The sequence below is a fragment of the Propionicicella superfundia DSM 22317 genome (assembly GCF_000423465.1).
In the GTDB taxonomy this organism is placed as follows: Bacteria; Actinomycetota; Actinomycetes; order Propionibacteriales; family Propionibacteriaceae; genus Propionicicella; species Propionicicella superfundia.
Genome location: NZ_KE384020.1, coordinates 384,455 through 403,176 on the forward strand (window position 1 = coordinate 384,455; position 18,722 = coordinate 403,176).

At 71.0% G+C, this 18,722-nt stretch carries 14 protein-coding genes; 12 read left to right on the forward strand and 2 right to left on the reverse strand.

What is annotated here, in order from left to right:
- Positions 1-33 precede the first annotated feature (33 nt).
- From hflX to G555_RS0106920, 3 genes are all read left to right on the forward strand, one after another.
- Positions 34-1,476: a GTPase HflX gene (hflX, locus tag G555_RS0106910; protein ID WP_028708316.1), complete on the forward strand. Its 1,443-nt coding sequence runs from the start codon at positions 34-36 to the stop codon at positions 1,474-1,476.
- Positions 1,476-1,841, forward strand: a complete 366-nt coding sequence (locus tag G555_RS0106915; RefSeq protein ID WP_028708317.1) for an MGMT family protein — start codon at positions 1,476-1,478, stop codon at positions 1,839-1,841. The genes hflX and G555_RS0106915 overlap by 1 nt, the downstream gene beginning before the upstream one ends.
- Before the next feature lie 146 nt (positions 1,842-1,987).
- Positions 1,988-3,931, forward strand: a complete 1,944-nt coding sequence (locus tag G555_RS0106920) for an ATP-dependent DNA helicase (protein ID WP_084635101.1) — start codon at positions 1,988-1,990, stop codon at positions 3,929-3,931.
- Positions 3,932-3,982: 51 nt separating this feature from the next.
- Here G555_RS0106920 and lexA read toward each other — a convergent pair whose 3' ends face one another.
- Complete coding sequence (gene lexA, locus G555_RS0106925) at positions 3,983-4,777, reverse strand: transcriptional repressor LexA (RefSeq protein ID WP_028708319.1); 795 nt, start codon at positions 4,775-4,777, stop codon at positions 3,983-3,985.
- Positions 4,778-4,983: 206 nt separating this feature from the next.
- On the opposite strand from lexA, the gene G555_RS0106930 reads away from it, so the two are divergent.
- The 4 genes from G555_RS0106930 (at position 4,984) to secA2 (ending at position 11,346) form a co-directional block, all read left to right on the forward strand.
- On the forward strand, positions 4,984-5,316 hold the full coding sequence (locus tag G555_RS0106930) for a hypothetical protein (RefSeq protein ID WP_028708320.1): 333 nt from the start codon (positions 4,984-4,986) through the stop codon (positions 5,314-5,316).
- A gap of 295 nt (positions 5,317-5,611) precedes the next feature.
- Complete coding sequence (gene nrdR / locus G555_RS18480) at positions 5,612-6,070, forward strand: transcriptional regulator NrdR (RefSeq protein ID WP_036921548.1); 459 nt, start codon at positions 5,612-5,614, stop codon at positions 6,068-6,070.
- Positions 6,071-6,130: 60 nt separating this feature from the next.
- Positions 6,131-8,959, forward strand: coding sequence for a vitamin B12-dependent ribonucleotide reductase (locus tag G555_RS0106940; RefSeq protein ID WP_028708321.1), 2,829 nt, complete (start codon positions 6,131-6,133; stop codon positions 8,957-8,959).
- Positions 8,960-9,054: 95 nt separating this feature from the next.
- On the forward strand, positions 9,055-11,346 hold the full coding sequence (secA2, locus tag G555_RS0106945) for an accessory Sec system translocase SecA2 (protein WP_028708322.1): 2,292 nt from the start codon (positions 9,055-9,057) through the stop codon (positions 11,344-11,346).
- 108 nt (positions 11,347-11,454) lie between these two features.
- Here the strand turns inward: secA2 and G555_RS0106950 are convergent, their stop codons facing one another.
- Positions 11,455-13,581, reverse strand: coding sequence for a S9 family peptidase (locus tag G555_RS0106950; protein ID WP_051208526.1), 2,127 nt, complete (start codon positions 13,579-13,581; stop codon positions 11,455-11,457).
- Positions 13,582-13,783: 202 nt separating this feature from the next.
- Between G555_RS0106950 and G555_RS0106955 the strand changes: the two genes are divergently transcribed.
- The 5 genes from G555_RS0106955 to G555_RS0106975 are packed head-to-tail and all read left to right on the forward strand — an operon-like array spanning position 13,784 to position 18,722.
- Complete coding sequence (locus tag G555_RS0106955; RefSeq protein WP_051208527.1) at positions 13,784-15,295, forward strand: ABC transporter substrate-binding protein; 1,512 nt, start codon at positions 13,784-13,786, stop codon at positions 15,293-15,295.
- A gap of 7 nt (positions 15,296-15,302) precedes the next feature.
- Entirely contained in the window at positions 15,303-16,262 is a 960-nt protein-coding gene (locus tag G555_RS0106960; RefSeq protein ID WP_028708325.1) for an ABC transporter permease, read from the forward strand.
- Positions 16,262-17,074 (forward strand): ABC transporter permease, encoded by an 813-nt coding sequence (locus G555_RS0106965; RefSeq protein ID WP_028708326.1) that lies wholly within the window; start codon positions 16,262-16,264, stop codon positions 17,072-17,074. Before G555_RS0106960 ends, G555_RS0106965 begins: the two co-directional genes overlap by 1 nt.
- Positions 17,071-17,910, forward strand: coding sequence for an ABC transporter ATP-binding protein (locus tag G555_RS0106970; protein ID WP_028708327.1), 840 nt, complete (start codon positions 17,071-17,073; stop codon positions 17,908-17,910). The genes G555_RS0106965 and G555_RS0106970 overlap by 4 nt, the downstream gene beginning before the upstream one ends.
- Before the next feature lie 29 nt (positions 17,911-17,939).
- The gene (locus G555_RS0106975; protein WP_245581247.1) at positions 17,940-18,722 is read left to right on the forward strand and encodes an ABC transporter ATP-binding protein; all 783 of its coding nucleotides are present in this window, start codon (positions 17,940-17,942) and stop codon (positions 18,720-18,722) included.

The following is an 18,722-nucleotide window of genomic DNA, read 5'->3' on the forward strand; positions in this document are numbered from 1 at the left end:
CCATCGGCGGAGGAGTCTGCGAAGGTGGAACCGATGACTGCTGACGACCACTTCGACATCGCCTTCTCGGACGACACCGATCCCGAGATCGCCCGCGACCCGGATCCCTCACCCGACGGCGAACAGCTCGACCTCGCCGATCGTCTCTCGTTGCGCCGCGTCGCCGGGCTGTCGACCGAACTCACCGACGTCACCGAGGTCGAGTACCGACGACTGCAGTTGGAGCGCGTCGTCCTCGTCGGCGTCTGGACGTCCGGGACACCGCAGGATGCCGAGAACTCGATGGTCGAGCTGGCGGCGCTGGCTGAGACCGCCGGGTCGCAGGTGCTCGACGCACTCATCCAGCGCCGGTCGCGACCCGATCCCGCCACCTTCATCGGTCGGGGCAAGGTGGACGAGCTGAGAGAGGTGGTGATCGCGTCCGGTGCCGACACGGTCATCGCCGACGGCGAACTGGAGCCCGCGCAACTGCGCAACCTCGAGGACCGGGTGAAGGTGAAGGTGGTCGATCGGACGGTCCTGATCCTGGACATCTTCGCGGCGCATGCGAAGAGTGCGGAGGGCAAGGCACAGGTCGAACTGGCCCAGTTGCAGTATCTCAAGCAGCGGCTGCGCGGCTGGGGCGGCAACTTGTCCCGGCAGTCGGGCGGCCGGGCCGCCGGCGGCGTCGGGATCGGAGGTCGCGGGCCGGGTGAGACGAAGCTGGAGACCGATCGGCGCCGGCTCAACACGCGGATCGCCGTCCTGCGTCGCAAGCTGCGGGGGATGGACGAGGTGCGGCGCACCAAGCGGGCCGAGCGGGTTCGCCGCCGCGTCCCCGCCGTGGCCGTCGTCGGCTACACCAATGCCGGGAAGTCGTCGCTGGTGAACCGGCTCACCGGCGCGGGCGTCCTCGTGGACGACGCGCTGTTCGCCACGCTCGACCCGACGACACGGCGTTCCCAGACCGGTGACCATCGGGTCTACACCCTGACCGACACGGTCGGCTTCGTCCGCCATCTGCCCCACGACCTGGTCGAGGCGTTCCGGTCGACGCTGGAGGAGACCGCGCTGGCCGATCTCCTGGTCCATGTCGTGGACGGCTCGGACCCCGATCCACTGGGTCAGGTCACCGCCGTGCGCCAGGTGCTGTCGGACATCGGTGCCGGGACGACGCCCGAACTGCTCGTGGTGAACAAGATCGACACCGCATCCGACGAGAGCCTGACGATCCTCCGCGGGCATTTCCCCGACTCGGTGCCGGTCTCGTGCCGAACGGGGGAGGGGCTCGACGAGCTGCGCCGCGCCATCGACGCGCGGCTCCCGCGCCCTCTGGTGGAGATCGACGCGCTCGTCCCCTATGAGCGGGGCGACCTGATCAATCGCATCCACCAGTCCGGCGAGCTCCTCACCCAGGACCATGGCGCCACAGGGACGCGGCTCACGGCCCGCGTCCACCCCGATCTGGCGGCGGACCTCGAACCGTATGCGGTCTGATGCCGTCGTGGGGCTCGGAGCGCGCCGAACTGGTCGCTGAGCACGTGCTGCGGGCCGTCGAGCAGATCCCGTCCGGTCGGGTGTGCGCGTACGGGGACATCGCGGCCATCGTGGGCTGCGGCGCCCGGCAGGTCGGATCGGTGATGCGCCGGCACGGGTCGGGGGTCTGCTGGTGGCGCGTCGTGGGCCACGACGGGAGCCTCGTGGTGTTCGCCGAGGCGCTGCCGCACTGGCAGGACGAGGGCATCGGGCTGACCGACGACGGCCGGTCCTGCCGCATCGACGTGCATCGCGCCGATCTGGACCTGCTCGCGCGCGCGTACGAGCGCGCGGCCGCCGACCTCACCCCGCTGCGGGGAGCGTGACGCGCCGTCCACAGGTCGTGTCGGCGTGCGGCCGGGAGGGGCGCCGCGCGGGATAGGGTGACGAGGTGACAGATTCCGAGACCGCCGAGGCGCTGGCACGGGCGGTCGAGGTGATCGGCGGCATCCCCCGCGAGGGGCAGCAGCGAATGGCCGCGGCCGTCACGACGTCCCTGGAGTCCGGTCAGCATCTCCTCGTGCAGGCCGGCACGGGCACGGGCAAGTCGCTGGGCTACCTCGTCCCCGCGCTGGTGCGGCTCGTCCGGCATCCGGGCGAGCGTGTTGTCGTCGCGACGGCGACCCTGGCGTTGCAGGCGCAGTTGGCCACCAAGGACATCCCGGTCGCGGTCGAGGCCGTGGAGGCGGTGACCGGCACGCGTCCGGCGTACTCGATCCTCAAGGGGCGCGGCAACTACGCGTGCCTGTTGAAGGTGCGTGAGGGAGTCGGGGCGGAACAGGACTCGCTGCTCGGCGGCGAGGACGTCGTGACGGCGCTCCGGGCGAGGGGCGCCGATCCGGTCTCGGTGGTGGGAGCCGAGGTCGTCGCGCTACGCGAATGGGCCGAGGGGCAGGCCTCCGCGCGGGGCGTGGCCGACCGGGACGACGCGCCGACCCACACCGCGGCGGCCTGGGCTCAGGTGTCCGTGCCGGCGCGGGAGTGCCTGGGGGTGCAGCGGTGTCCGTTCGGGTCGGTCTGCTTCGTCGAACGGGCGCGGGAGGAGGCGCGGGTCGTGAGCCTGGTCGTCACCAACCACTCGCTGCTGGCTGTCGACGCCATGCAGGAGGGTGCGGTGCTGCCGCCCCACGATGTCGTGATCATCGACGAGGCGCACGAGCTGACCTCCCGCGTGACCAGCGCCGCGTCGCTCGAGCTCAGCCCGCAGCAGCTCGAACGCACCGCGCGACGTGCCCTCCCGTGGCTGTCCGATGAGCTCGGGCTGGAGTTCTTGGAGACTGCGGACCTGCTGCGCGGCGCGTTGGACGAGGCGCCTGTCGCCCGGGTCGAGGAGGGGTCGGCCACGCTGGAGGCCCTGGGGCGGATCAGGGACACCTGCCGGCACGTCGTATCGGCGCTGGGAGGCGGTGACGGCAAGGACGTCGACCGCGTGCAGTGCGCGGCGGCCGTCGCGGAACTGTTCGACGTGACGGCGGCCATGGCGGTCCACGGCGATCAGGACGTGTGCTGGGTGCTCGACCGGGAACGGTTCGGCCGCGAACTGCGACAGGCGCCGTTGTCCGTCGCCGGTCTGATGCGGGCCCGGGTGCTGGCCGAGCGGCCGGTGGTGATGACCTCGGCGACGCTGACGGTCGGCGGCGACTTCGGCGTGAGCGCCCGCTCCGTCGGGCTGTCGGCCGGCGAGAGGGTGGAGCACCCCGGCGACCTGCTGCCACCGGGGGAGGAACCCGACGACCGGCTCGCGTGGGCCGGCATCGACGTCGGGTCGCCCTTCGACTACGGACGTCAGGGAATCCTGTACATCGCCCGCGACATGGCGCCCCCACGGCGGGAGGGGATCTCGGGTGACGCGCTGGACGAGATCGCCCGTCTCGTGGAGGCCGCCGGTGGCCGGGCGCTGGGTCTGTTCGCCTCGCTGCGGGCGGCGGAGACGGCGGCGACGCATGTCCGCGCGGCCTGTCCCGATCTCACCGTCCTGTGCCAGGGAGACGCCCAGTTGGCGGAACTCACCCGGCGGTTCGCGGCCGAGCCCGAGACGAGCCTGTTCGGCACCCTGTCGCTGTGGCAGGGGGTCGACGTCCCGGGCGAGACGTGCGAGCTGGTGATCATCGACAAGATCCCGTTCCCCCGCCCCGACGACCCGCTGCACGTGGCCCGCCAGCAGGCCGTGTCGGCCGCGGGCGGCAACGGGTTCATGTCCATCGCCGCGGCACACGCGGGGCTGCTGCTCGCGCAGGGGGCCGGCCGTCTCATCCGGAGAAGCAGCGATCGGGGACTCGTCGCGGTGCTCGATCCCCGGCTTCTCACCGCCCGGTACGGCTCTTTCCTCCGGGCGTCACTGCCCCCGTTCTGGACGACGACCGACTCGGCCGTGGCGATCTCGGCCCTGCAGCGACTGCGCGAGACGCGGCCCTGAGACGGGGCCGTCCCGGTGGCCGCCGCTGCCTCGCGGGCCTGGCGGGGACGGTCAGACGCGGCGTAGGACGGCCACGACCTTGCCGAGGATGGTCGCCTCGTTGCCGTCGATGGGGTCGTACGCCGGGTTGTGCGGGAGCAGCCACACCTGTCCGGGCTCGCGCTTGAAGGTCTTGACGGTGGCCTCGGTGTCGAGGAGCGCCGCGACGATGTCGCCGTTGTCGGCGGTCGGCTGCTGCCGGACCACCACCCAGTCGCCGTCGCAGATCGCCGCGTCGACCATCGAGTCTCCGCGCACCTGGAGCATGAACAGGGTGCCGCTGCCGACGAGTTGGCGGGGCAGCGGCATGACGTCGGTCTGATGCTCCTCGGCCAGGATCGGGTTGCCGGCGGCGATGGCGCCGACGACGGGCACGTTCACGGCACTGGGAAAGGCGTCCCCGAAGCCGGTCGGATCGGCCTGCGCCGTGTCGGGTGCGGTCGGTGCGACCGGATTCGCGGGCGCGAGGGTGGCGGGGAGGCGGACCTCGAGGGCGCGGGGGCGATGCGGATCGCGGCGCAGGAAGCCCTTCTGCTCGAGCATCCGCAACTGATGGGAGACCGAGGACGAACTGGCGAGCCCCACGGCGTCGCCGAGCTCACGGATGCTGGGCGGGTAGCCGCGCTCGGCGACCGTGTCGCGGATGACCTCGAGAACGCGCCGCTGGCGTGGTGTCAGGTCGTCCAGGCCGGGAGGGCCGTCGGGGAGCGAGGAGAAGGACCCGCCGGCGCGGCTGAGCTCGGCGTCCACATCGGCCTTGCGTGGGCGTCCGCGCTTGCGTGCGGGGGGCTGCGACGGGTTCTGCATGTCAGGAAATGTATCCCAGTTATTCAAACATCTGTTCGATCCACGCCCGGCGTGTGCGAAAACTGTCGGTGGCCCGGTGTGGAGTTGTCCGCATCGAGAGCCGGTACGCCGAATCGAACACGCGGGCGATTTTTCTTGGCGTCAGGGTCTCGGTCGAGTACAGTCGAGGTTCGAACACACGTTCGAGTCGCAGCGAGGAGGGCATCATGGCCACCTATGTCGAGACCCCCATCCGGACGTTTCCCGGCGGTCGGGGAACACACTCTCGCGGGCCCGTCGCGACGCCTCGTCGCCTGCCCGCCCCGGTGGGCAAGCCCGGTCCTGGGCCGGCCGTGCCGGTGGTCGGGGGATCGCCGGTCCACCGCGCGGGCGGGCTGCGGCTCACCGATCGCGCCATCGCGCTCATCGCGTTCGTGCTGATCGCCCAGTTCGTCGCGGCCGTCTGCCTGATCGTCGGCAGTTTCCTGTCGGTGAGCAACGAGCCGCTTCCCGCGTCGGCGCCTGTGGCCGCCGCGGTGGGGGCTGCCGGGGCCCGGTGACGAGAGGGGTCGCGTCATGCCTCAGGGCGTGACGCACGGCGCGGAGGTGCCGGTGGCGTTGTCCGATCCCTCGCCGACGAGTGACGGGATGGGGTAGGGTCCTGCCCGCCTCCCAGGGTTTCGCTGATGGCGTCGACGGGGCGACACGCGGTCCGGCGGTTGACGGTTGACTGGCGCGTTATCTGCGCCTAGGGTCTACATGTAGTAATCACAGCGATGTAGTTATCCCACGGGTAGTGTTTTCGAGATCTACCCGGGGTAGCCTTCAAATACCGTTCCGACGTGAGGAGTCGCCATGCACTGCCCGTTCTGTCGCAACAGCGACTCTCGGGTGCTGGACTCCCGCGTGGCCGAGGACGGTACGAGCGTTCGGCGTCGTCGCCAGTGTCCGGCCTGCGAGCGGCGCTTCACCACGATCGAGCAGATGCAACTGGTCGTCGTGAAGCGGTGTGGCGTCGTCGAGCCGTTCAGCCGTGACAAGGTGATCGCCGGCGTCCGCAAGGCGTGCAAGGGGCGTCCCGTGACCGACAGCCAGCTCGCCCGCCTCGGACAGCAGGTCGAGGACAGCCTGCGAGCGTCCGGTGTCGCGGAGATCCCGTCCGAAGAGGTCGGACTCGCGATTCTCGGCCCGCTCAGCGAACTCGACTCCGTCGCCTACATGCGATTCGCGAGCGTCTACCGCGACTTCCAGTCGCTGACCGACTTCGAGGCCGAGATCACCGCGTTGCGCGGTGCCGCGGCCGCCCGTGCGTAGCCCCCGGCCATCGCCCCAACCCCCAACACCCACGCAACTCGAGGAGCAGGAGACCCCGTCATGACCGAGACAACCCGCACCAGCCGTCGCTCCGGCAAGGCGGCTTCCGGGCTCACGATCGCCCGCGTGTTCACCACGCCCGGCGTCCACCCGTACGACGAGGTGACGTGGGAGCGGCGCGACATCACCCAGACGAACTGGAGGACCGGCGAGACGGTCTTCGAACAGCACGGTGCCGAGTTCCCCGACTTCTGGAGCGTGAACGCGGCCACCATCGTCACGACGAAGTACTTCCGCGGAGCGCTCAACACTCCCACCCGCGAGACCAGCCTGCGGCAGATCATCGACCGGGTCGTCCAGAAGTACCGGGCCACCGGAGAGGCCGAGGGCTACTTCGCGACGTCCGACGACGCCGAGGTCTTCGAGCACGAGCTGACCTGGATGCTGCTGCATCAGTACTTCAGCTTCAACTCGCCCGTGTGGTTCAACGTCGGCACACAGGCCCCGCAGCAGGTGAGCGCGTGCTTCATCTTGTCGGTCGACGACTCGATGGACTCGATCCTGAACTGGTACCGCGAGGAGGGCTTCATCTTCAAGGGCGGTTCCGGGGCGGGTCTCAACCTGTCGCGCATCCGCTCGTCGAAGGAACTGCTCTCGTCCGGCGGAACCGCCTCCGGTCCGGTGTCGTTCATGCGGGGCGCCGACGCATCGGCAGGCACCATCAAGTCGGGCGGGGCGACCCGCCGGGCGGCGAAGATGGTCGTGCTCGACGTGGACCACCCCGACATCGAAGAGTTCATCGAGACCAAGGCGCGCGAAGAGGACAAGATCCGGGCGCTACGGGACGCCGGCTTCGACATGGATCTCGGCGGCAAGGACATCGTCTCGGTCCAGTACCAGAACGCCAACAACTCGGTGCGGGTGAGCGACACGTTCATGGAGGCTGTCGAGGAGGGCACGACCTTCGGTCTCACGGCGCGCATGGACGGCCGCGTCATCGAGGAGGTCGACGCGCGCGGCCTGTTCCACAAGATGGCGAAGGCGGCCTGGGAGTGCGCCGATCCCGGCATCCAGTACGACGACACGATCAACGCGTGGCACACCAACCCCGAGAGCGGCCGGATCACGGCGTCCAACCCGTGCTCGGAATACATGAGCCTCGACAACTCGTCGTGCAACCTGGCGAGCCTCAACCTGCTGAAGTTCCTGCAGGCCGACGGCGCGTTCGACGCCGATACGTTCGTGAAGGCCGTCGAGCTGGTGATCACCGCCATGGACATCTCGATCTGCTTCGCGGACTTCCCGACGGAGCCGATCGCCGAGACGACCCGCAACTACCGGCAGCTCGGCATCGGGTACGCCAACCTGGGCGCGCTGCTGATGGCCTGCGGTCTCGGCTACGACTCCGACGGCGGGCGGGCGCTCGCGGCGGCGATCACCTCCCTCATGACGGCAACGGCCTACCGCCGGTCGGCCGAACTGGCCGGGATCGTCGGGCCGTACAGCGGGCATGCCCGGAACGCGTCCGCGCACCTGCTGGTGATGCGCAAGCACCAGGTCGCCGACGGCGAGCTCTCGTCGGTCTCCGAACTCGACCGCCACGTCCACGAGCGGTCCGCGGCGGAGTGGGCGCAGGTGGTGGCGCTGGGACAGAAGTCCGGGTTCCGCAATGCGCAGGCATCCGTGCTCGCGCCCACCGGAACGATCGGCTTCATGATGGACTGCGACACGACCGGCATCGAGCCCGACTTCTCGCTGGTGAAGTTCAAGAAGCTCGTCGGCGGTGGTTCCATGCAGATCGTCAACCAGACGATTCCCCAGGCCCTCACGAAGCTGGGATACGGCACCGAGACCGCCGAGGCGATCATCGAGTTCATCTCCGAGCACGGGAACGTCGTCGGTGCCCCGGGCCTCAAGCCCGAGCACTACGAGGTCTTCGACACGGCCATGGGACAGCGCGCGATCTCGCCGATGGGCCACGTTCGGATGATGGCGGCCGTCCAGCCGTTCCTGTCCGGCGCCATCAGCAAGACCGTCAACCTGCCGGAGTCGGCGACGGTCGAGGACATCGCCGACGTGTACCTGCAGGGCTGGAAGCTCGGCCTCAAGGCGCTGGCGGTGTACCGCGACAACTGCAAGGTCGGCCAGCCGCTGAGCGATGGCAGCAAGGCCGAGGAGAAGGCGGCCGAGCCCGAGGTGCGCATCGAGTACCGGCCGCGGCGGCGGCGGCTGCCGAAGTCGCGCGTGTCCCGGACGACCTCGTTCGCCGTCGGCGGCGCCGAGGGGTACATGACCTCCGGCAACTACGAGGACGGGTCGCTCGGCGAGCTGTTCCTGAAGCTGGGCAAGCAGGGCTCGACCCTGGCCGGTGTCATGGACGCGTTCTCGATCGCGGTGTCCATCGGGCTGCAGTACGGCGTTCCGCTGGAGAGCTTCGTCCAGAAGTTCACCAACCTGAAGTTCGAGCCGGCCGGCATGACCGACGACCCCGACATCCGCATCGCCCAGTCGATCATGGACTACATCTTCCGCCGCCTGTCGCTGGACTACCTGAGCTTCGACGAGCGGTCCGAGCTCGGCATCTATACAGCAGGGGAGCGGGCGCGGTACGTCGAGACCGGGTCGTACCTGTCCGAGGACGACGAGGCCCAGTTGCTCGAGTCCGAGCAGCTCAAGAACGACGCGGGTGACAATCTGCGTGTCGACGAGGCCGGGCCCGTGCAGCCGGCGCTGGTGGACGCCCCGATGGTGACGAGCGCCGCCCTGCTGGAGAGTCTGACCGGCATCACGGTCGACGCGCCGCTGTGCATGACCTGCGGCACCAAGATGCGCCCGAGCGGATCCTGCTACGTCTGCGAGGGCTGCGGGTCGACCAGCGGCTGCAGCTGACCGGTTCGCAGACCGCGCACGCGGGCCGGGGACGATTCGTCCCCGGCCCGCGTGCATTCCTGTGCGGAGGTTGTGCGATGTGCTGAGGTGGGGGCATGGCGTCGCGGTGGCAACGGGTACGGTCCTGGCTGACGGATGAGCCGGGCACGGCCGATCTTTCGCGGCTGGAGCCGGTCGTGGCCCGGGCCGGCGACCTGGCGACCGGCCTGGCCGGTGTCGCCGATGGCGGCCTGGCCGCGCGGCTGGACGACCTTCCGGCGGATTTCGCCGATTCCGATGCCGGCCTCGCGGAGTTCCTGGCCGTGCTGCGCGAGTTCGCCGAGCGCAGCGTGGGGCTGCGGCCCTTCGACGTTCAGTTGCGGGCCGCCGCGGCCATGCTGCGGGGAACGTCCGTCGAACTCGCGACGGGGGAGGGCAAGACACTGGTCGGGGCGATCGCGGCGGTCGGCCTGGTCCGGGCGGGTCGCCGGGTCCACGTCCTGTCGGCGAACGACTACCTCGCCGAGCGGGATGCCGGCTGGATGGGTCCGCTGCTCACGGCCGCCGGGGCGAGCGTGGGCTGGGTCGCGTCGCGGCGTCCCCATGCCGACCGGGTGGAGGCGTACCGCGCCGACGTCGTGTACGTGCCGGTGAGCGAGGCAGGGTTCGACCTGCTGCGCGACAGGGTCCGGTTCGACGTGGCGGACCTTGTCGGCATTCGCCCCGACGCGGCGATCCTGGACGAGGCCGACGCGGTGCTGCTGGACGAGGCCCGCGTCCCGCTCGTGCTGGCCGGCGAGGCGGCCGCGGCCGGGGGCGGCGATCGGGAACTGGCCGAGTTCGCCACATCGCTGGCCGAGGGCGTCCACTTCGAGGTCGATGCCGACCGGCGTGCCGTGCACCTGACCGAGGCCGGGCTGCAGGCCGTCGAGCTCTGGCGGCCCGGCGTGGATCTGTTCGGCGCCGATCACGAACTGCTCACGAGGGTCAACGTGGCGCTGCACGCCGAGGTCCTTCTCACGCGTGATGTCGACTATGTGATCGCCGACGGGCGGGTGCGGCTGGTCAGTGCCTCGCGCGGCCGGGTGGAGGCCCTGCAGCGGTGGCCGGAGGGGCTGCAGGAGGCGGTGGAGGCGAAGGAAGCCCTCTCTCCGAGCGCGAGCGTCGAGGTGCTGGATCAGCTCCTGGTCCGTGACCTGGTCGGCCTGTACTCGTCGGTCGTCGGAATGAGCGCCACGCTCGTTCCTGCCGCCGAGGAACTGGTGGAGTTGTACGACCTGCGCTGCGGGCCGCTGCCGCCGAACCGGCCCTGCATCCGGATCGACGATCCGGACCGCCTCTTCGAGACGACGGCCGATCGGGACGCCGCCGCGGTGGCGTATGTGGCCGACGTCCACGACGCGGGGCAGCCCGTGCTCGTCGCAACCCAGTCGATCGCCGAGTCCGAGCGCTTCGCGGGGCTGCTGACGGATCGGGGCCTGGCGCCGGTCGTGCTCAATGCCAAGAACGACGCCGAGGAGGCAGGCATCATCGCGCTGGCCGGCACGGTCGGCCGGATCACGGTGTCCACGCAGATGGCGGGCCGAGGCACCGACATCCGGCTCGGAGAGGGCGCGGCGGCGCTGGGCGGACTGTCCATCGTCGGGCTCGCGCGGTTCCCCAGCGCCCGGCTGGACGGTCAGTTGCGCGGACGGGCCGGGCGGCAGGGGGATCCGGGCAGGTCGGTCTTCTTCACCAGCCTGGGCGACGACCTCGTGACCGAGCACCTCCCCGATCACCGCCTCCCGGTGCGGGTGCTCGACGACGGAACCGTCACCGACCGGCGGCTGCAGGACATCGTCGACCGGGCGCAGCGGATGTCCGATGAGCAGCAGCGGAAGCTGCGCGACCTGTCCCGTCGCTACGGAAGCCTGCCGGCCCTGCAGCGCAGCGAGCTCCTGGAGCTGCGCGACGCGGTGCTGTCCGGCGATCGCGGCGTGGCCGAGCTCGCCCGGCGCATCCCGGACCGCCTGGAGACGCTGCGGCGACAGGTGTCGGAGGCCGAACTCGGGCAGGCCGCGCGCACCGCCGTCCTGAGCAGCCTGGACAGGAGGTGGAGCGAACACCTGGCATACGGCCTCGAACTGCGCGAGGGCATCCATCTGCGCGCCCTCGCCCGCCTCGAACCGCTCGCGGAGTACAACCGGCTGCTCGTGGCGTCCTCCCGGACGCTGGCCGAGGACGCGTTGGACGAGGCGGCCGGCCTCGTCGCCGACGCCGAGGTCGTCGGCGACAGGCTCGAACTGGACGAGACCGGCGTGTACCGGCCGGGCGCCACCTGGACGTACATGGTGACCGACGATCACTTCGGCTCGGAGTGGTCCAGGATCGGCCGGTTCATCGCGCGAGAGGTTCTCGGCCGCGCCTGATCAGGCCGATCCCGGCTCGTGTCTCCGAAGCCCGGGGCCGCCCCGGCGGCCGCCTCGGGTGGCGAGGCGATGGCATCGTCGTGCAGAGGCCGTCGGGTCGCTGCGGGGTCAGCCCAGGATCTCAGGGTCGTCCCGGTCCTCGTCCAGGACGTGCCGGGCGAGGAAGGCACCGATGGTCTCGTACCAGACGGCGGCGTGCTGCGGGGCGAGCACCCAGTGGTTCTCATCGGGGAAGGACAAGAAGCGGTGCGGGCTCCGTCCGCTCTCGTCGGCGGGGAGCCCGGACGCCGAGAGCAGCTCGTACCACAGCCGCAGCCCTTCGCCGACCGGGACGCGGTAGTCGTGGTCTCCGTGGACGACCAGCATGGGCGTCCGGATGTCCGCCACGAACCGGTGCGGCGAGTTCGCGTGCGCCATCTCGGGGGTCATCTCCTGGCGCCAGTACGACGCGGTGTCGGTCGTCGGGCCGAACTGGTCCAGCGCCCACAGGCCCGCGTGGGTGACGATCGCCCGGAAGCGGTCGGTGTGGCCCGCGATCCAGTTCGCCATGTATCCGCCGAAGCTCGCTCCCATCGCGGCCGTCCGTGTCGCGTCGATGTCGGGGCGCGCTGCGACCGCGTCGGTGATCGTCATGAGGTCGGTGAACGGCGCCTGCCCCCACTGTCCCCATCCGCGCTGGACGAACGCCTGCCCGTACCCCGTGGACAGGGCCGGATCGGGCAGCAGCACCGCATACCCCTGCGCGACCATGAGCCACGGGTTCCAGCGCCAGCTCCACGCGCCCCAGGAGCTCAGGGGCCCGCCGTGCACCCACAGCAGGAGCGGCGCCGGTGCCGTCACGGAGGCCCCCTCGGGCAACGCCAGCCATCCGTGAACCTCGCACCGGGCCCCGTCGGGATCGGCGACGGTGACGGACACCGACTCGGCGCGTCCCGGCAGGCCGGGGCGAGGAGCAGGCCCGCGCAGCGGCACGACCGAGGCCGTTGCCCGGGTCGGTCCCAGGTCGATGCGGACGGGCTCGGCGGGATGCTCGCGGCGCGCGTGCAGGGCGTACAGCGACCGCCCGTCGGGGGCGACCGCGACATCGGTGAACACGCCGTCGCCGGTCAGCCGGACGACATCCGCGCCGCTCGTCGTCGGAGCGACGGGCACGAGAAACACCGGGCTGTCACCGTGATCGTCGGCGACCGCCACGACGGCGGAGCCGTCGGGCAGCCAGCCGGCCGGCGTGGGCCAGCGGTCCCACCCGGGAGCGAGCTCGCGTGCTGCCGCTCCATCGCTGCGCGCGATCCACAACGACCGGCGGGGGGCCGTCGAGCCCGTGGCCCGGGTCTCACGGGTGAAGGCGACCCAGTGGCCGTCCGGGCCGACGACGGGCGACCCGGCATATCCGCCTCCGGGTCCCTCGTCGTACAACGTGGTTCGGGCGCCGGTCGCAGTATCGATCCGCACCAGGGTGGCACGCCGGCCTGCGTGGTCCTCGGGGACGACCCACACGGCCACGACGAAGGTGCCGTCGGGCGCCACGACGACGTCTTCCAGGGCGGCTCCCGCGTCGGGTGTGAGGTCGCGCGTGCCGCGGACGGGCTCGGGATCGCTCAGCCCGGATCGCCGGTGCGGGCGATCTTCGGCGGCGGGCGGAGGCGGATCGCCCTCGATGACGAACACCCGCGGGTAGCCCGGGCCGAGTTCGTGGTCCCAGTCGCGCACCGGGTACCCGGTGTGCAGGATCGCCGACGTCCTCGACTCGCGCCGGCGCCGGCGCAACTCCCGTTCGGCGGTCTCGTCCGCCGCGCGCGGCAGCGTGTCGGCGGTGACCACCACCGTCTCCGTGCGGGACGCCGCCCGGACCGCGGCGATCCCGGCGGGACGTCGTGCGAGGACGTGCGCCTCTCCTCCGGAGGCCGGCAGTCGCCACACCTGGGCGGCGGGGTCGTCCTGGCCGTCCACGGGGCGCGTCGCGACGAACAGGAGGTCTCCGGCCGACGTGAACACGGGCGAGGACTCGCCCTTCGCCCCGCGGGTCAGGCGGCGGGACGGCGCGACGCCGGCCGGGTCGACCGCCCACAGCGACGTCGCGTACGCGGTGCGGTCGTCGTCCGGCGCCTGGACCGCCACGGCCAACCGGGATCCATCCGGGGAGAGGGCGAGGCCGGTGAGCCGGGGGAGGGCCACGTAGCCCTCGAGGTCGGAGAGGGGAACGGGTCCCGCGGCGTCGGGGGTGTGAAAGGCCATGGTCCTGTTTAGCATGTGCCGCCCCGTCGCGGCGGGCGGGGCGAGAACGGGCACTCGGCCGGCACGTGTCGGTGCGTGTTCTCGTCGCGCGGGCCACGGGCGGGTCGCCGCCGCCGCGAGGCGCCCGGCGTTCGTGCCTGCCGCCGGTAGACTCTGTGCCGACGTCGGTCCGGGCTCCGGGCCGTGCCCTTGAGGAGGGTGCATGGGGAAGCTGGCCACCGGGCGTCTGCCCGGCTTGATGGTGGCCGTGGCGGCCGCGCTGGCACTGGTGCTGACAGGCTGTTCACCCGCCGCGTCCCCGACGAGCGCCGAGAAGACGCTCACCGTGGGTGCGACACTCGAACCACCGTCGCTCGACCCGACGACGAACAGCTCGGCGAGTATTCCTCAGCTTCTGCTGTACAACACGTACCAGACGCTCGTCCGACTCGACAACGCGGGCAACCTGCAGCCGCTGCTGGCCCAGCGCTGGGACATCAGCACCGACCTGCTCACCTACACCTTCCATCTCGACCCGGCCGCGAAGTTCGCCAGCGGCACGGCGGTGACCGCCGAGGCCGCCGCGAAGAGCATCGAGCGCATCAAGGATGCCGACACCGTGTCGGTCTGGGCGAACCAGATGGAGGTCGTCGACAGCGCGACGGCGGTCGACACCCACACGCTCCAGGTGACGCTGTCGCGTCCGAGCAACAACTGGCTGTTCAACATGGCGTCCTCCGCGGGCATCGTGATCGATCCCGACGGGCTGTCGGGCCTGGCCACGCAGCCCGCCGGCTCCGGCCCGTACGTGCTGGACTCCTGGACACGCGGCGACTCCATCACCTTGAAGCTCAACAAGTCGTACTGGGGGACCCCGCCACGCTACGACAAGGTGGTCTTCCGCTACTTCAGCGACGCCAACGCGATGAACGCGGCGATGCTCTCCGGGCAGCTCGACATCATCAGCAACCTGCAGGCCCCGGAGGCGGTGTCGCAGTTCTCCGACACCTCGAAGTACTCCGTGATCCGCGGGACCACCAACGGTGAGGTCGTGCTCGGCATGAACCATGACGTGGCGGCGCTGTCCAACCTCAAGGTGCGGCAGGCCATCGCGGCAGCGATCGACAAGAAGGCGCTGTTGGAGACCGTGTGGAACGGGGAGGGGACGCTGATCGGCTCGATGTCGGTCCCCACCGACCCGTGGTACGAGGATCTCACCGGGGTGAACCCGTACGACCAGGCCAAAGCGAAGAAGCTGCTCTCCGAGGCGGGGTATGCATCGGGGCTCAGCCTGCGGCTGCGTGTGCCGGCGACCGCGTACGCGCGCAAGTCGGCCGAGTTCGTCGCCAGTTCCCTGAAGCAGGTCGGCATCACGGTCACCATCCAGGAGCTGCAGTTCGGGGTGTGGTACAGCGACGTCTTCACCAAGGGCGACTATGACCTCACGATCGTGTCGCACGTCGAGGCGCGGGACGTCTTCACCTTCGCCGACCCCTCGTACTACTGGCACTACGACAACGCGACATTCCAGAAGCTCGTCCAGCAGGCCGATGAGGCCTCGTCCGCCCAGGAGCTGCCGCTCATGAAACAGGCGGTGAAGCTCCTCGCGACCGATGTCGCCGCCGACTGGCTGTTCGCCCTGCCCAACCTGGTGGTGACCCGTGCGGGGATCACCGGGGTTCCGCAGAACGCGACCTCCCTCAGCTTCGACGTGACGACGATCGCGTCCAGGTAGGACGTCCGTGGCGACGGTGCGCGCGGTCGCCGTCCGGCTGGCGGTGCTCGTGGGCAGCCTGCTGGTGGCCTCCTTCGTGGTCTTCGCCGTCTGCCAGGCGCTGCCGGGCGACGTGGCGCAGCAGATCCTCGGGGAGCAGGCGACACCCGAGGCGGTGGACGCGCTGCGGCAGCGGCTCGGGCTGGACCGGCCCTTCCTCGTCCGCTACGCGGCATGGGTCGGCGGGATGCTCAGCGGCGACTTCGGGTCGTCGTACCTGACCGGGGTCCCCGTGGGCGACCTGATCTGGCCGCGGGTCGCCGTGAGCGCCTGGCTGATCGGACTCGCGCTCCTGCTCACCCCGCTCGTTGCGCTGCCCCTCGGCCTGGTCGCCGCCGTGTGGCGGCGCCACTGGCAGGGATTCGTCGCCACGGCGGCGTCGCAGGTCGGAATGGCGATTCCGGCGTTCTGGACAGGCCTGATGCTCGTCTCGGTGTTCTCGATCAGGCTCGGCTGGCTCCCGGCCAACGGGTACGTCGCGTTCGCCGCGGACCCGGCGGGCTGGGCATCCCATCTCGTGCTGCCCGTCGCCTCGCTGACGATCGTCCAGGCGGCCATGCTGACCCGCTACGTCCGGTCGGCTTTCGTCGAGGTGCTCACCGAGGACTATTTCCGCACCGCGCGCGCCATCGGCTGGCGTCGCATACCGGGGTTGCTGCGGCACGGGCTGCGGAACGTCGCCCTCTCGGTCCTCACGGTCCTGGGGCTGCAACTGGCGGCCACGGTGGTGGGCGCGATCGTCATCGAATCGGTCTTCACGCTGCCCGGGCTCGGGTCGCTGCTGCTCACCGCGGTGGGGCAGCGGGATCTTCAGGTCGTGCAGGGGACGGTCATGCTGCTGGTGGTCACGGTGCTCGTCATCAACGCGCTCGTGGACGTGTCGTACCAGGTGCTCGACCCCCGCGTGCGAACGGGGGACCTGCGGTGATGCGCTGGATCAACCTCGTCCTCGGCACCGTCCTGGTCGCCGGGGTGATCCTCCTCGGCCTGGTGTCGCTGGCCTGGACGCCGTTCGACCCGACCCTCGTCGTCCCCGGGGAGCGATTGCAGCCGCCCGGCTGGCCCCACATCCTCGGCACGGACGCGTTCGGGATCGACGTGTTCTCACGGATCATGGCGGGAGCCCGCGTCGTCGTCCAGGTCGGCGTGGTCGCCGTCGGCCTGGCGCTGCTGGTCGGCGTTCCGCTGGGCGTGGCGGCCGCGATGAGCCACCGGTGGCTGTCGGACCTGATCATGCGGGGCGCCGACATCCTGTACGCGTTCCCGGCCCTGTTGCTGGCGATCCTCCTCGCAGCGGCGGTCGGGGCGTCGACGATGACGGCCGCGGTCGCGATCGGGGTCGCCAGCGTCCCTGCCTTCGCACGGGTCGCCAGGGCGGCGACGTTGCAGGTGATGAGCTCCGACTACATGCTGGCCGCGCGAGCGGCCGGAACCTCGCCTCTGGCCGCCGCCGTCACCCACGTCCTGCCCAACATCGCCGCGGTCATCTGGGTCCAGGCGTCCGCCTCGTTCGGCATGGCGATCCTCGCCGAGGCCGGCCTGAGCTACCTCGGGCTGGCGACCCCACCGCCCGCCCCGACCTGGGGTCGGATGCTGCGGGACGCCCAGAACGTGATCTTCAGCAATCCCGAGCAGGCGCTGTGGCCGGGCCTGGCGATCGCCGCAGCCGTGCTCGGGTTCAATCTGCTCGGCGACGGACTGCGCGACCAACTGGATCCACGTCTGCGGGACATCTCATGAACGGACTCCTGGACGTCGCCGACCTGCGGGTGGAGTTCGGCCGTCACCGCGCCCCCGCACTTCGCGGCGTGTCGTTCTCGCTGCAGGCAGGGCAGCGACTCGGCCTGATCGGGGAGTCCGGGTCGGGCAAGACCGTCACCGCTCTCGCGGTGATGGGGCTGCTCCCCGAGACGGCGCGGGTGTCCGGCTCCGTGCGTCTGGACGGCCGCGAACTCGTCGGGCTTCCCGACGCGCAGTTCAGCGACCTCCGCGGTGTCGCGATGGGCATGGTGTTCCAGGAGCCGATGACCGCTCTCGATCCCACGATGCGGGTCGGGCGGCAGGTCGCCGAGGTGGCGCTGCTCCGGGGCCGCGCCACGCGCGGGGACACGCGCACGAACGTCCTCCAGTTGCTGACGCGGGTCGGCTTCGTCGACCCCGAGCGGATCGCGGACGCCTATCCGCACCAGCTCTCGGGCGGCCAGCGGCAGCGGGTCGTGCTGGCCATGGCGGTGTTCAACCGGCCGGGGCTCATCATCTGCGACGAGCCCACGACGGCGCTGGATGTCACCGTGCAGGCGCGGGTGCTCGACCTCCTCGATGAGATCCTCGGCGAGTCCGGAGCGGCGTGCCTGTTCATCAGCCACGATCTCGCGGTCGTGTCCCGCGTCTGCAGCCATGCCATGGTGATGCTCGACGGTGACGTTGTCGAGAGCGGGCCGGTGTCCCAGATCTTCGCGGCACCACGGCATCCGTACACGCAGGGACTCGTGGCCACCGCCCGGCTCGACCTGGTGACGCCGGGGGAGAGGCTGCCCACCATCGAGGATTACTTCCGACGTGAGGACTTCCGGTGAATCCCGCATCGCGATCCCCCGTCGCACCCGTGACGGCGCTGCTGGAGGCGCGCGGGGTCACGCGCCGCTATGGGGACGGCCGGCGCCGGGTCGACGCGTTGCGCCGGGTCGACCTGGCCGTTCCGCCCGGCGCCCGGATCGGGATCGTGGGGGAGTCCGGGTCCGGGAAGTCGACCCTCGTCCGCCTCCTCGCGGCGCTCGACCGTCCCACGTCGGGTGAGACGTTGTTCCGGGGGCGGCGGACCAGCGGTGTGCCCGAACGGGGTCTCGCCGACCTGCGCAGCAGCGTCCAGCTCGTGTTCCAGGATCCGCGCTCGTCTCTCGATCCGCGCATGACCGTGGGCCGGATCGTCACCGAGCCCCTGCGCAGCCGTCGGCTGCGGCACCGCGGCGACGTCCCGTCCCCGTCGGCCGACCGCCTGCAGGAGGTGCTGGCCGGTGTGGGGCTCGCTCCGGAACTCGCGCACCGCTACCCCCACGAGCTGTCCGGCGGGCAGCGGCAGCGGGTCGCCATCGCGCGCGCGCTCGCTCCCGATCCCGAGGTGCTCATCGCCGACGAACCGGTCTCGGCCCTGGACGTCGCGGTGCGCGCCCACGTCCTCAACCTGCTGGCCGACCTCGTCCGCGCCCGTGGACTCACCCTCGTCTTCGTCTCGCACGACCTCGCGGTCGTCCGGCTGCTGTGCGACACGGTCGTCGTGATGAAGGACGGGGTCATCGTCGAGCAGGGCTCGATGGAGGAGGTGTACGACCGGCCGCGTGATCCGTACACGGCCGCACTGCTGGCGGCCGTGCCGCGGCTGCGGTCGTGA